Annotated in this window: 11 protein-coding genes and 1 tRNA gene; 2 read left to right on the top strand and 10 right to left on the bottom strand. The window is 46.0% G+C overall.

What is annotated here, in order from left to right; all coding sequences use genetic code 11:
- Positions 1-13 precede the first annotated feature (13 nt).
- A complete protein-coding gene (locus D0A34_01095; GenBank protein UNU17634.1) occupies positions 14-1,174 on the top strand; it encodes an HD domain-containing protein in 1,161 nt (386 codons plus the stop codon).
- Positions 1,175-1,208: 34 nt separating this feature from the next.
- Here D0A34_01095 and D0A34_01090 read toward each other — a convergent pair whose 3' ends face one another.
- The 4 genes from D0A34_01090 to D0A34_01075 form a co-directional block, all read right to left on the bottom strand.
- Positions 1,209-1,895: an HAD family hydrolase gene (locus D0A34_01090; protein UNU17633.1), complete on the bottom strand. Its 687-nt coding sequence runs from the start codon at positions 1,893-1,895 to the stop codon at positions 1,209-1,211.
- Between the two features lie 228 nt (positions 1,896-2,123).
- Complete coding sequence (locus D0A34_01085) at positions 2,124-2,978, bottom strand: manganese catalase family protein (GenBank protein ID UNU17632.1); 855 nt, start codon at positions 2,976-2,978, stop codon at positions 2,124-2,126.
- A gap of 366 nt (positions 2,979-3,344) precedes the next feature.
- A complete protein-coding gene (locus D0A34_01080; GenBank protein UNU17631.1) occupies positions 3,345-3,554 on the bottom strand; it encodes an acetyltransferase in 210 nt (69 codons plus the stop codon).
- 27 nt (positions 3,555-3,581) lie between these two features.
- Positions 3,582-4,748: a glutathione-dependent formaldehyde dehydrogenase gene (locus tag D0A34_01075; protein ID UNU17630.1), complete on the bottom strand. Its 1,167-nt coding sequence runs from the start codon at positions 4,746-4,748 to the stop codon at positions 3,582-3,584.
- Between the two features lie 655 nt (positions 4,749-5,403).
- On the opposite strand from D0A34_01075, the gene mutS reads away from it, so the two are divergent.
- A complete protein-coding gene (mutS, locus tag D0A34_01070; protein ID UNU17629.1) occupies positions 5,404-8,031 on the top strand; it encodes a DNA mismatch repair protein MutS in 2,628 nt (875 codons plus the stop codon).
- 534 nt (positions 8,032-8,565) lie between these two features.
- Here the strand turns inward: mutS and D0A34_01065 are convergent.
- The 6 genes from D0A34_01065 to D0A34_01040 form a co-directional block, all read right to left on the bottom strand.
- A tRNA-Gly gene (locus tag D0A34_01065) sits at positions 8,566-8,636 on the bottom strand.
- 151 nt (positions 8,637-8,787) lie between these two features.
- Complete coding sequence (gene uvrC / locus D0A34_01060) at positions 8,788-10,839, bottom strand: excinuclease ABC subunit UvrC (GenBank protein ID UNU17628.1); 2,052 nt, start codon at positions 10,837-10,839, stop codon at positions 8,788-8,790.
- A 116-nt stretch (positions 10,840-10,955) separates the two neighbouring features.
- On the bottom strand, positions 10,956-11,708 hold the full coding sequence (locus D0A34_01055) for an amino acid ABC transporter ATP-binding protein (GenBank protein ID UNU17627.1): 753 nt from the start codon (positions 11,706-11,708) through the stop codon (positions 10,956-10,958).
- 75 nt (positions 11,709-11,783) lie between these two features.
- The gene (locus D0A34_01050; GenBank protein ID UNU17626.1) at positions 11,784-12,983 is read right to left on the bottom strand and encodes an amino acid ABC transporter permease; all 1,200 of its coding nucleotides are present in this window, start codon (positions 12,981-12,983) and stop codon (positions 11,784-11,786) included.
- Between the two features lie 112 nt (positions 12,984-13,095).
- A complete protein-coding gene (locus D0A34_01045) occupies positions 13,096-13,617 on the bottom strand; it encodes a DUF29 family protein (protein UNU17625.1) in 522 nt (173 codons plus the stop codon).
- 170 nt (positions 13,618-13,787) lie between these two features.
- Complete coding sequence (locus tag D0A34_01040; GenBank protein ID UNU17624.1) at positions 13,788-15,002, bottom strand: ABC transporter permease subunit; 1,215 nt, start codon at positions 15,000-15,002, stop codon at positions 13,788-13,790.
- Positions 15,003-15,094: the final 92 nt, after the last annotated feature.

Genomic DNA, 15,094 nt, shown 5'->3' with positions numbered 1-15,094 from the left:
AGCAGGTGAATTTATGAATACACTGTTATCGCCCTTGCCAACTTGGACTTTTCCCTTTTGTCCCGAACCGCCCGATTGGTTTCTGGATTGGGACAGCATTCAAAATCATTTCGATTGGATTCAAAACTTAAAAGGATGTCAGCAAGACCCGATTTATCACGCCGAAGGAGACGTTTTAATTCACACCAGAAGGGTCTGCGAAGCCTTAATATCTTCCCCAAATTGGCGGCAACTTCACGAAGAAGAACGATCGATACTTTTTGCGGCCGCTTTGCTGCACGATGTCGCCAAACCAGCCTTTACAAAAATAGAAGCAGACGGGAGAATTAGCTCAAAAGGTCACGCCCGCCAAGGTGCGAGAATGGTCAGACAAATTTTATCTCAATTCGAGCCGCCCGTGCAGTTTGAGATTCGCGAAACAGTTGTGGCGATCGTCAAATTCGGCAGTTTACCCATCTGGCTAATCGACAAACCCAACCCGCAGCAGTCTGTAATTAAAGTTAGTCAAGTTGTCCGCTGCGATTTTCTCGCACTTTTAGCCGAAGCAGACGTGCGCGGCCGACAGTGTAGCGACAGACAAGAATTGCTCGATAAAATAGAACTATTTCGCGAGTTTTGTCAAGAAAATAATTGTTTGGATTCTCCCCGACTGTTTCCATCAGCACACAGCCGATTTATCTACTTCCGCAAAGAGAACGGAAATCCCGATTACGAAGCATTTGACGATACTCGATGCGAAGTAATCTTGATGTCTGGCTTGCCGGCAAGCGGTAAAGATTATTGGATTCAGAAAAATCTCCCACATTTGCCAGTAATCTCGCTGGATGCACTGCGAAAAGAGATGAATGTCCCTCCAGACGAAACCCCGGGAAATGTGGTGACAGCAGCCAAAAAAAGAGCGCGCGAATACATGAATGAGGGGCGTTCTTTTGTGTGGAACGCCACGAATACAACTAAACAAATGCGGCAGCAATTAATTGATTTTTTTGCTGCTTATCAAGCGCGAGTTCGCATTGTTTATCTAGAAGGGTCTCTAGAAGAAATATTGCAGCGGAATCGATCGCGCACAGTAACAGTACCGCAAGCAGTCATTCGCAAGTTAGCTGCGCGACTGGATATTCCAGATATCACAGAAGCACATCAAGTCGAGTGGATTGTGAGCGATCGCGCTTAATAGTGCCAATCCACCCGCGATCGCTCTTATTTCTTCAACGCGCTACCAATTCCTTTTTCCCTAAAAGAGAATCGTCATAATGCGCCAACAAATCTGCAGGGTGATCGTAAATTTCCGCAGCATTTGCCAGGGAAGCATCATCGAAATCTCCGCACCGAAAAGCAATTACTGGCACCCCGCACTTGCCCGCCGCTTCGATATCGTAAGGAGTATCAGCTAACATCACAACCTGGCTCGCTTCCAGCTTCAATTTGCTCAAAGCAGCTTCCACAATATCCGGTTCCGGTTTAGAAGCTTCTGCATCACTCGATGTCGCCGCTTGCCCTTGATCCAATAAATCGTCAACTTGTGCAGCTTTCAGCAAACCGGAAAGTTCTTCGGTGGTAGCTGAAGTAGCAATAATTAGCCGCAATCCTTCTTTCTGCATTTTTAACAGCAAATCCCGCGAACCGGGGGTTGGAGAAAGCTCAGGAGAAAAGCGGTTAATAATCAGTTCTTTACGCCGCTGTGCAATCTTTTTGCCGTCGCCTTCTTCGTCGGAAAGTTCTGATACCATTTTCGGTATAACTTTGTCGCCTCCCATACCAATTAGCGGGCGCACTTTCTCAAACGGCACGTCGTAGCCGTAAGCGGCAAATGCCTCTACCCAAGCTTGAGCGTGGGCGTCATTGCTGAGCGTCAGAGTACCGTCAATATCGAGAATTACTGCTTGCAATTGCATAACTTATTTGTGGTTAGTTATTAGACTTCTTGTCAAAACCTGGTTTGTAGTAAGGACTGAAGTCCTTAACTAATTAATAAGCAAATTAGCGAGTAAAGTTCTTACCACTAACCTTTGGTTAGTAGTAAGAACTTTAGTTTTTGTTAGGTTATGAGTAAGCACTTTAGTCCTTAATTAGTTAATTAGTCAATCGGGGACTGGCAAGCTTACTATTAACTTTTTGATTGCCTATTTCATGCCGGTGCCGTGCAATTTTGGTTCGGGCGGCGGCGGTACTGGTTCTGGCCCTAACGGTTGGGGATTGGCTACATATTCAAACTCGCCTTTGCCGTCCATTGATTTGCCTTTCGCCCAACGTCCCTCGCTACTTTCGGTACCTTCAGAATGATTCCAAAACTGATAAGCAAATTCTGACTTTTCCAACTCTTGCGGGAAGGAACTCGGAACGGGGGTTGTTTCCATTCCCGAACTTTCTAAATCTTCGATCGCCGCCAGCCACAAATTTTGGTGCATCGTGTCGCGGGCGATCATAAAACTCAGGGTGTCTTTCACGCCCGCATCGTCTGACATTTCATACAGCCGCACAGCCTGCAATCTTCCTTGCGATTCGGCGTGCAAATTCGAGCGAAAATCTGCTAAAAGATTGCCGCTAGCAACGATATAACGGCCGTTCCAGGGATACCCTACGCTGTCGCTAGGAAGTGCGCCCAAACCCGATACAATTGCGTGCTGCGGATTCATGCTGCCGATGATCGTATCTCGCGGGCTGCTTCCACCCATCACAGCACCCACCACAGCATCTTTGAAACCTTCTTCTTGCATAGATACAGGAGCTTTATCTAACAAGTGAGCAATCATAGTTGCTAACATCTCGATATGCCCGATTTCTTCTGTACCGACATCAAGCAACATATCTCGATATTTCGCTGGACCTCGGCAGTTCCAACCTTGAAATAGGTACTGCATCATCACGGTCATTTCGCCAAATGTACCGCCAATTAGTTCTTGTATTTGCTTGGCGTAAACGGCATCTGGCTTTTCTGGTCTTTTGTAATACTGTAGTGGCTTCTTATGGTAAAACATGGAGAATTCCTACCAGAGGTTTTTGATTGACTTTCCTTATTTGTAACGCTGCTAGTGAGGCAGGGAATCAGCTTTTAGTCATAAAGAAATTAAATCAAATCCGGTTATTTCTATCACTTTGGTTTAATGCGGTTTCTCGCGCCCGCGAACTAAAGACCATATTAAATTTGGTCGATCGTACATTATATTTATCGAAACACGGCGCCGTGTCCTCTGTCCAAAAACAAGTCAAAACCCCTCTCCTGCAGGGGTTTTAACCCATATCGGAGAGCGGTTTTTCGGGTTTAGCGGACACTTATGTGCTGTGTCCATCCCCCTAGCTTCGAGTCCCCCCCTTGTTAAGCGGGATGGGGAGAATCAGTTGAATCAATGAGTTTGATAATTTTCCTCAGTCCAACAGCGCGGTAGAGCTTCACCGGAAGGAAACACTAAATTACTCTTGGGAAAAGTTGCTGTCTCTTGCTCTTCTTGACCAGCTTGATTTTTTCCCGGCACTTCATTTTTTGCAGGGCTGAGTAAAGCCTCTACATCAAGGATTTCTATCAAGTCGCCTGATTCTTTTTCTTGTAAAAGCATAGTTTCTCCTTGTCAATTGAATGCGAATTAGGGTTTGAGGACAACTTTGATACAGTTGTCTTTTTTGTTGAGGAAAATCTCGTAGGCGTGGGGCGCTTCATCCAACTTCATTCGGTGCGTAATTACGAATGACGGGTCAATTTCGCCTTTTTGAACGCGATCGAGCAAAGGCCGCAAATAGCGGTGAACGTGCGTCTGTCCCATTTTCAGGGTCAAGCCTTTGTTGAAAGCTGCACCTAAGGGCACTTTGTCTACGAAGCCGCCGTAAACGCCGGGAATTGAGACTGTGCCACCTTTGCGGCAAGCTACGATCACTTGTCGCAGGGCGGTGGGTCGATCGGTCTCCAAGCGCACGGCTTGCTTGGCTTTGTCGTACAAAGCGTCGAGGCCGGTGCCGTGGGCTTCCATTCCCACAGCGTCGATGCAAGAGTCGGGCCCGCGTCCCCCCGTCATTTCAGTGACGGCTTCCCCCGCGTCCATTTCTTCGTAGTTGATGATTTCAGCGTTGGCCGCGGCCGCCATTTGCAAGCGTTCCGGTACGCGGTCGATCGCAATTACTCGATCGGCCCCCAGCATAAACGCGCTTCTGATCGCAAATTGTCCGACCGGCCCGCATCCCCAAACAGCTACAGTATCCCCCGGCTGAATGTTGCAGTTTTCGGCCGCCATGTAACCGGTAGGAAAGATATCGGTGAGGAACAATACTTGTTCGTCCGAAAGTCCGTCGGGAATTTTTAAAGGGCCGACATCTGCAAAGGGAACCCGCGCGTATTCTGCTTGACCTCCTGCATAGCCGCCCGTTAAATGCGAGAAGCCAAACAGTCCTGCCGGCGAATGACCGTAGAGTTTTTCAGCCAATCCTGCATTGGGGTTGGAGTTGTCGCACAGCGACCACAAATCGCGGTTGCAAAAAAAGCAACTGCCACAAGAAATAGTAAAAGGAATGACGATGCGATCGCCCTTTTTTAAGTTCTTGACTTCGCTGCCGAGTTCGACTACTTCCCCCATGAATTCGTGCCCCATGATGTCACCCGATTGCATTGTCGGGATGAAGCCATTGTAGAGGTGCAAATCCGAGCCACAGATTGCTGTAGACGTTATTTTAACTATCGCATCGCGCGGGTTGATAATTGTTGGGTCTGGTACATTATCAACTCGCACATCATTTGCTCCGTGCCAGCAAAGAGCTTTCATTATTTTTTTTCCTCTAGTTAACTACTAGCTAGCAGATTTTTGATTCTAAATCTTAAATTTACTACGCCGATAAATTATCTGCTTGGATGTTTTAATTTTAAGCATATAAAATATATTCTCTCTCTATCCGAGGTATAATTTATAAATCTATCTTCCGGCTGTTTTCAATAACAAAAATGTAAAGTTTATCCTCCAACTAAAGTGCGGGAGATTTCCCATTGTTCTGTTAACCACCAACATTTATAGCAACCACGCCCGACGGTTAGGACGCTCTTAATTGCTGAAATCCTTGCTTCTTCCTTCTTCCTTCTTCCTTCTGCCATAACAGCTAACAGCGAGATGGATGAGATTGTTTTTGTCGATCGCCGAGCGCTCCCCTCTCACAAGTGATAAAAATTTCGCCCTTAACCTCACTACAGCGGTTCTAATACCTCACATGAGATAAGTAGCGACCTAAAAATTCTCAACTAAAAGCGGGTTTATCGATTATTAAGTAGGGTGCGTGACTTTTGTATAGCTCAACACTCTTTCCCAATATTGAGAATCACGCACCCTGCTTAAGGAGGATTAATCGTCAAATATTGTATATTAGTTAGAGCTAAAAGCCGAGCTTGCGCTAAAGTTGTTAAAGATTAAAATTTATCGATCGCCTTTTATGCCTTACACTGCATCTACCCCAACAGACCCCAATCAAGCCAACATCCGCAATGCCGACCACCGCCTACTAGAATTCACCAAGCTAACGCCGATGATGCAGCGGTATGTGGAAGTGAAAGAACAGTATCCCCACGCACTTTTATTGTTTCGAGTCGGAGATTTCTTTGAGTGTTTTTTCCAAGATGCAGTTACGATTTCGCGGGAATTAGAACTTGTTTGTACGAGTAAAGAAAGCGGCAAAGAAATCGGCAGAGTGCCGATGACAGGAGTGCCACACCACGCCCTCGATCGCTACACGTCAATGTTAGTAGAAAAAGGCTATGCTGTGGTAGTTTGCGACCAAGTGGAAGATGCCTCGATTGCTGCTAAAGAAGGTCGCCAAGTCAAGCGAGAAATTACCCGCATTCTCACTCCCGGAACTTTGACTGATGACGGAATGCTCAAACCCAGACAAAATAATTTTTTAGCAGCAGTCGTCATTGCTGGGGAACATTGGGGATTAGCTTATACAGATATTTCTACGGGAGAATTCGTCACTACCCAAGCAGACAGTTTAGAACAATTAACCCTAGAATTGCTGCGCTTGCAGCCTTCGGAAGTCTTGGTACCGACTAATGCGCCGGATTTGGTGACTATGTTGAGACCCGGAGAGAAATCCGAGCATTTACCAGAGTGTTTGCCGAATTCGTTTTGCTATTCTTTGCGATCGCAAATTCCGTTTAGTTTGTCCGAAGCAAAACAGAGAATCCTGCAAAAGTTCAAAGTGCGATCGCTCGAAGGCATGGGATGCGCGCACCTTTCCCTTGCAGTGCGCGCCGCCGGCGGTTTGCTGCAATATCTCGAAGAAACTCAAAAAGAAAAAGCAGTTTCTTTGCAAAGATTGCACACTTACACTCTCACCGATTTTCTCATACTCGACTACCAAACCCGCCGCAATCTCGAAATTACTCAAACAGTGAGAGATGGGGTTTTTCACGGTTCGCTGCTGTGGGCTATAGACAAAACCAGCACCGCAATGGGAGGCCGCGCTTTGCGCCGCTGGGTGCTGCAACCTTTGCTCAGCATTAAAGGCATTGGCGCCCGACACGACACGATTCAAGAATTAGTAGAAAATAACGCCCTGCGCCAAGATTTGCAGCAGTTGCTGCGCCAAATTTACGACATCGAAAGACTGACCGGCCGCGCCGGTTCGGGAACAGCTAGCGCGCGGGATTTGGTCGCTTTAGCTGATTCTCTGGGAAAACTGCCGGCATTAGCCTCGATCGCAGCCCAAGGGATCTCGCCCTATTTGAAAGCGCTGCAAAATGTACCGCCCATTTTAGAAGAGTTAGCAACTAAAATTCACGCTCATTTAGTTGATGAACCGCCGATTCATTTAAAAGAAGGAGGTTTGATTCGACCGGGAATCAATCCCATGCTAGATGAAATGCGGGAAACTGCATCAGCCGACTTGGTATGGATTACTAACTTGGCGGAAAATGAAAGAAAGCGCACCGGAATTTCTAATTTAAAAGTAGCCTACAATAAAGCTTTCGGCTATTACATCAGCATTAGCAAATCGAAAGTAGACCAAGTGCCGAACGACTACATCCGCAAGCAAACTCTCACCAATGAAGAACGCTACAGCACTGAAGAATTAAAAGAAAGGGAAGTGCGAATTCTGACAGCGCGGGAAGATTTAAATCAATTGGAATACGATATTTTTGCTCAAGTGCGATCGGAGGTAGGAGAACACGCCGAAATTATTCGCAACGTTTCCCGCGCGGTGGCGGCGGCCGATGTTTTGTGCGGTTTGGCAGAAGTAGCAGTTTACCAGAATTACTGCCGCCCGACTATGACAGAAAGTCGGGAAATTAAAATTATTGAAGGTTGTCATCCTGTCGTGGAAAAGTCTTTGCCGCCGGGATTTTTTGTACCTAATTCTGCTTTTTTGGGTCGGGAAGAATCGCTAAACCGCCCAGATTTAATTATTTTAACCGGGCCGAATGCTAGCGGGAAAAGCTGCTACTTGCGGCAGGTGGGTTTGATCCAGTTAATGGCGCAGATGGGCAGTTATGTGCCGGCGAAAGCTGCGAGTTTGGGAATTTGCGATCGCATTTTTACCCGCGTCGGCGCAGTAGATGATTTGGCAACTGGTCAATCTACCTTTATGGTAGAAATGAACGAAACTGCAAATATTCTCAATCACGCGACGCCGCAATCATTGGTTTTGTTAGATGAAATTGGCAGGGGAACGGCGACGTTTGACGGACTTTCGATTGCTTGGTCTGTAGCAGAATATTTAGCAACTGAGATTCGGGCGCGGACAATTTTTGCGACTCACTATCACGAGTTAAATGAGTTAGCTTCTATTTTGGATAATGTCGCCAATTATCAGGTGACAGTGAAAGAATTACCGGATCAAATCGTATTCTTGCACCAAGTTCAGCCGGGAGGTGCTGACAAATCTTACGGAATTGAAGCGGGCAGATTGGCCGGTTTGCCACCGTCGGTGATTGACAGGGCGAGACAGGTGATGAAGCAGATTGAGAAACATAGCAAAATTGCGATCGGGCTGCGGAAAGGTGTTAAAAAAAATGGTAGAAAAGAGTCGGAGGGCGAACAGTTGGATATTTTTGATGATTAAAACTTTAAGTTGATAAAAAAGTTGGTAGATGCGTAGGGTGCGTCAGATCGTCCAAACCTATTAAAATCGAAACCATCGATCTCTGACGCATCATACCCCTGCGACACTTGCATCTGCCTTAAAAGCTTAGATTTAAAGACTAAAGTCCTTACTACAAACCTGCAACTCAACTTCACTTTCCATTTTGCAACTTTCTTACCTCTTTGTGTACGCTCATCCCAATTTCCAAAGCCTCATTCAGCAAGCGCCCGTATTCCAGAGTCTGCCGACCTGCTTAACCAGTTGAAAGCGCGGCCCAAAAAGTCGAGGGCGGACTTGGCTGATATCGACGCTATTCTGGGGCTGCTAGCAGAAGAGAACGGCTCAAACCTAGTGTAGGCATGGATTGTATTCAATTTGTATTCAAACGAGGCTAATTGTATCCAATTTGTATCCAATTTCTAGTCAATCCGACCCCTTGACAACCCAGAAAATTAGCAATAAAAAACCTCAAACCGTTGATTTCTCGTGGGTTTGAGGTTTTTTATAGAAGTAAGCGGGCAGCGGGAATCGAACCCGCATAGTTAGCTTGGAAGGCTAAAGTTTTACCACTAAACTATGCCCGCGCACAGAAACTAAACATACCACAAGCCTCTGGGAATTGCAATAGGCCTGTGCAAAAATTTTGAAGACCTCCCTCACAGTGGCGGAATAGGGACTTGCGGCCCGATCGCCCCCTCGCCCCAAAAATCCCCGTCTCCCATGCTGCGTAAGACTTTACGGGTGGAAATAATCGTAAATTTGCTGCGCCAGACGCGGGCCAATCCCAGAAACTTCTGCCAACTGTTCGGGAGTCGCTAAACGGAGGTAGTCGATCGACCGAAAATGTGCCAACAATTGTTTTTGTCGGTGGTGTCCCAATCCGGGAATTTCATCAAGGCGCGATCGCTTCATTCTCTCGCTTCTTTGATCGCGGTGAAAACTCACAGCAAATCTGTGCGCCTCATCCCGCACCCGGCGCAATAATTGTACGCCCGGTTGCTCAGAATTAGTTTGCAGCGGCAAAGATTCCCCCGGCAAAAATATCTCCTCTCGCTGCTTTGCCAAACTGACAACGCGCAACTCTTCTAGCAAATTCATCTCCCGCAAAACAGCCACAACTGCTGAGAGTTGACCTTTGCCACCATCTATCATAATTAAGTCTGGTTTGTCGGAAATAGTATGAGAAACCGAGGATAAATTGCTGATTTCTTCCGGTTCTTCTAAATCGCTAAACCCATCTTCCCTCTTCCCTCTTCCCTCTTCCTTCAATCCTCGGAATCGGCGACCGATAACTTCTGCTAAACTAGCAAAATCATCAGAATGACCCGATTTAATTTCAGGATTTTTAATTTTGTAATGGCGGTAGTGTTGATTGGCGGGCAAACCGTCAATAAATACGACGCGGGAAGCTACGGCGTCTGAACCTTGAATATGAGAAATATCGTAACCTTCAATGCGGCGAGGAACTTCTGGCAAATCGAGAATTTCTGCTAAATCTTCCATTGCTTGAGAATTGCGATCGCTCAATCTTTGCATTCTCGCCAATTCATACTCAGCGTTGCGTTCCACCATCTCAATCAACTCAGCCTTAGTTTGCCGTTGCGGCGTCAAAATTGTAACTTTTCGCCCCTTACGGTTGCTCAACCAATCTGCTAATATTTCCGCTTCTGGCAATTCGTACTGCACTGAAATTTCGCTGGGAATTTCTACAGATTCGACATTTTGATAGTGTTCTTCCAACACCCGCTGTAAAATCGCTCCGGCCTCTACCCCCCCTCGTTCCCCCCCTTGGGAAGGGGGGGAGGAAAGAGAAAGTTGAGATAACTCTTGCCCATCTTTTACAATAGATTGAGATAACTCTTGCCCCCCTTTTTCAAGGGGGAGTTGGGAGGGTATTTCCGCCATAAATCCCAACCTTGCGACCAGTTGACCGGCGCGAATTTGGAACAATTGGACGCAAGCGTGCTGGGTGTCTGCCGCAAGTGCGATCGCATCTCTAGAAACCGTATCGTTTGGCAAAGATACTTTTTGACCCGCACTCAAAGACTGCAAACCCTTAATTTGATCGCGAAGGCGCGCCGCCGTTTCAAAGTTTAAATCTTCGGCTGCCTCTTCCATTTGGGGCTGCAAAATATCGAGCAATTCCTCAGTTCTCCCCTGGAAAATCATCGCTACTTTTTGGATGATTTTTCGATATTCTTCCGGCGAAGTTAACCCTTGACAAACGCCAACGCAGCGGCCGATGTCGTAGTTCAAACAGGGACGGTCTTTAAACAGCGGTTGAGGGCGCTGCCGCAGCGGGAAAATTCGCTTAATTAAATGTAGCGTACTCCGCAGCGCTCCTGTATCGACGTAAGGGCCGTAATAGCGGTCTTTTGCACTACCTGCGCGGCGCTTGCGGGTGATAAAAATGCGCGGGTATTCCTCCGACCAAGTTATGCACAAATAAGGATATTTTTTATCATCTTTGAGGAGGACATTAAAGTAAGGTTGGTGCTGTTTTACGAGGTTTGCTTCTAACGCTAAAGCTTCCGCTTCTGTGTCGGTGGCGATGAATTCAATTTCGCGCACTTGCTGCACCATCATCGCGATGCGGGGACTAAGATTTTGGCTTTCCCGGAAGTAGGAACGGACGCGGTTTCGGAGTTTTTTTGATTTGCCGATGTAAAGGATGCGATCGCTCTCATCGCGCATTAAATATACACCAGGAACCGCCGGGATTTCTTTGAGGCGACTTTCTAGGCGTTCCGAGTCTTTAACTAACGGCAGAGTTTTTGTGGATGGCATTGCAAGCTATCTCAGCAAAATAGAGACTGATTGTACACTCTTTTATTTTACCTTAATTATGTCTATTTTGACGGCTGCTACCGTCGCCCAACCCACCTATTAAACTTGAAAATCCGTTACAATATCTGAGATAAAAACTTGCGGGTGCGTTCTTCCTTCGGATTCTGAAAAAACTCTTCCGGCTTCGCTTCTTCAACTAAAACGCCGCCATCCATCAATACAATGCGATCGGCAACTTCCCGCGCAAACCCGACTTCGTGAGTCACCACTACCATTGTAATTCCCGTTTGAGCCAAATTTCGCATTACATCTAAAACTTCCCGCACCATCTCCGGGTCTAATGCTGATGTCGGTTCATCAAACAGCATGATTTTAGGTTGCATGGCTAGAGAACGTGCAATAGCGACCCGCTGCTGTTGTCCCCCAGACAACTGTCCAGGATATTTTTTTGCTTGTTCCAAAATCCCCACTCTTTCTAACAGTTGCATTGCCACTTCTTCGGCTTTTTTCTTTGGCCAGCGGCGCACCCATACTGGCGCTAGCATGACATTTTCCAAGACTGATAAGTGGGGAAACAGGTTGAATTGCTGAAACACCATTCCTACTTCGCGGCGAATTGTCTCGATGTTGCGTAAGTCGTGGGAAAGTTCGATTCCGTCGATCGTAATTTTACCTTGTTGGTATTCTTCTAAGGCGTTGAATGTGCGAATAAATGTCGATTTCCCTGAACCGGATGGCCCCATCACGACAACGACTTCGCCTCGGTTTACGGTCATGCTGACGCCGCGCAGTACGTGAAATTGTCCATACCATTTGTGGACGTTTTCTGCTACGATTACTTTTTCTGGGGCCGTTAGTTGAGTTTCCATAATAATTTTTTTATTTTTTAACCGCACATGAAGGCAGATGAAGGCTGATGAACGCAGATGAAAGTAGATGAGTTTTTAGCGCTGGCCTACTCCTAAAGTTCGCTCGATTTTGCGGCTGGCTAGGGACATTGAGTAGCAAAATATCCAATAAATGATGCCTACGAATATGTAAACTTCGGCGTACCTGCCAATATAGGATGGATTTGCTAAAACTGCGCGGGATATTCCGATTAATTCTAACATTCCGAATAGAGACAGCAGGGATGTATCCATGAATAATCCGATGAATTGACCGCCGATCGCCGGAATGACGATTCGCAGTGCTTGAGGCAGTACAATGAGAATTGTAAGCAGGGGTGTATTGAGTCCGATCGACCTAGCTGCTTCTATTTGTCCCCGGGGCACGGCCTGCAAGCCACCGCGCACGTTTTCCGCCAAGTAAGCTGCACTAAATAACGTTAATCCAGCAATCGCTCTAATTACTCTATCCAATTTCGGATATTCTGGCGGCAAGAATAGTTGCAGCATCACTTGACCTAAAAACAAAATGCCAATTAATGGTAAACCGCGAATAATTTCAATGTATAATGTTGATAACAGTCTCACAACGGGCAAAGAACTTTGTCGGCCAAGTGCTAGCAATACTCCCAAAGGAAAGGAAAGCACAATACTAATAACTGCTAAAAACAGCGTCAATACTAAACCGCCCCAATCATTTGTTGACACTTCTGTCAAACCTAACCCTCCTTTAATTAACCACAAAACTATTGGGAAGGAAAGAACCCAGATTGCAGGCATCCAACTCATTATTTTAGGGTTAATTTGTCTTCCGATGGCATAGCTGGCGGCGGCTGCGATAATAATTCCTAAGAGGTAGAGGCGAGAGGTTAGGTCGATCGGCGAAATGACCGCACCCACAACCGCAGCACCGAGTATAATTAGTAAAGGGGGATTCCAGAGACGTTCTTGCCGCTGAATGTTTCCCCAAGTTAATCCTCCCAAGAAGGCAATTATGGCCGTTACTATCCACAGCCGCCAGTAGGATTCGCTGGGAAATCTGCCGGCAAAAAATAGTGGCAAGTTCGCTTCTAACACGCGCCATTGAGCTTTTGTTGTTGACCAAACGATAATTCCTTTAATAGTTTGGAAGGCGATAATTAGGCACACTACTGTCAGAAGGCTGTTGTACCAGGTACTAAATAAATTTTTGCGCGCCCAATTCCAAGGGGTAGGCGATTCGGTGGCTGGGGGCGGTAATATTGGGACAGTTTCCATATAGCGGTTTTCAATCCTATGACGTAGAGTAACAACCAGTTATTTTATTAACCCGCGTAGGCAAGTTTTGTTTGTGTAGACGCGATTTCCAATTGCCAAGGCTAAAAAAATCTTATTTTCGCCGATTTATCCAATCTTCTCCACCTGGTAACTGACTTAAATGCTGGGCTAACACTGCGGGTAAATCTTTGGCGGAATGGATATAAGTCAAGTTCAATAACCTCACAGCAGTTTGAAGAATCAGGTTTCTATCCATCATCTCTGCAAGTTGAAATTGAGTATAAACACCATTCAATACTTCCTCCGCCGCCTCTGCAATCGCATCCTCAATCACCTCCTCCTCTATAAAACTCTCCCATTCATCAGAATTGATGTAATAAGATGTTTTATTATCTTTAATATTTGCCTTTTTAATTTCTCGGATTGCATTGCGAATCGAACTTGCCCAAGAACCAGTTAATCGCTGTTCAACTTGATTTTTAATCAAGTGAATCAGCAAAACATTTAAAAAACATTGGATTTGTCGCAAAATTGCCTGTTTGCTCATTCCATCTAACTCATCGACTATTGCCAAAGCATCCTTATACCTCCCTTCCAATATGCTCTTTCTAAGAGCAATTAATTCTTGTGTCATTTGATCCACCTCCAATTTGATACTAGCAACCCAAAGATAGTTGTGACTTATTTATTATTGCTTAATCGTCTATTCACAAGTTTTAGTTACTCGGTCTAAGCTAAATTCACTGTAAGCCATTGGACGCGAGATCCTTTTATTCCAATTCAAATAGATTTAACCTCAACTATTTACCTTTCCTTAATTTGTACGGTGTTATTGTACCAATTCATGAAGAGAGAAACTATCAAACTAATTGTTAGGTATGTTACCATGATAATTAACATTGCTTCGATCGCCCGACCGGTCTGATTCAACGTCGGAGACCCCACAACAAAATAAACGTCGGGATAAGCAACCGCAACCGCTAAACTCGAATTCTTAGCTAAATTCAGATACTGACTGGTTAAAGGCGGCACAATCACCCGCAAAGCTTGCGGCAAAATTACCATCCGCATCATTGTTCCAGACTTCAGCCCCAAAGACTTTCCCGCTTCCCACTGACCTCTCGATACTGACTGAATTCCGGCCCGGACAATTTCTGCAATGTAACTGCCAGTATACAAGCTGAGTCCTGTCACCAGGGCTGCAAATTCAGGAGTTAATTTTAATCCTCCTTCGAGTTGCAATTCTGGTGTCAGGCGGGGGAAATCTAGACGAAAAGGCAGATTTTTGGTGATAATAAAAGCTAAGATTGCACTCAGCCCGATCGCACCTAGAGCCCAAAACAACTGTCTTCCCGGCTTAGCTTCTTCCAACATCACCCGCGCCCGCCACATCCACAGCCCCGCCGCAGCCAAAACTCCGACTGTTAGCAAAATCACCCAAATCTCAAAACCCGGCAAAGCCACAGGCCAAGGTACAGCAATGCCGCGATTTGTCAAGTAAATCGGCCCCCTCATATGCTGATTGTCTTCCAGTTTTGGCAGGGAAATGAAAACTGCAAAATACCAGAAAAATAATTGCAGCAATAACGGCGTATTTCGCAAAACTTCCACATACAAACCAGCCAAACTCCGCAGCAGCCAATTGTCGGAAAGGCGCGCAATTCCTACAGTCAAACCCGCAACTGTTGCGAAAATAATGCCGAGACCCATCACCCGCAGCGAGTTGATTAAACCGACAAAATAAGCTTGTCTGTAAGTGTTTTCGGGACTGTAGGGAATCACGCTTTCGCCGATGTCAAAAGATGCTTGGGAATTGAGAAAATCAAATCCAAATGCAATCCCCAGTTGCGAGTAATTGGCACTGAGATTGTCCCAGAGAATGGCGATAACAACTATTACTAAAATTAGGGCGATCGCCTGTCCGGCTATTTTCCAGAAGCGATCGTCCCGCAGCAGTTTTGATAGATCTTTAAATTTGGGCAATGTCTGCGATTTGCCCGGTTGAGGTTCTGGGTTCATAACTGTTTAATGTGGAGCGAACTCTACCTAACTTTAGCCTGCCTAAAATATCTTGTAGGGTGCGCCTAACAAGCACCTTAAAAGTCGGGTAA

It is taken from the genome of Microcoleus vaginatus PCC 9802, assembly GCA_022701275.1.
GTDB lineage: Bacteria > Cyanobacteriota > Cyanobacteriia > Cyanobacteriales > Microcoleaceae > Microcoleus > Microcoleus vaginatus_A.
This window is presented reverse-complemented; position numbering and strand designations above follow the sequence as displayed.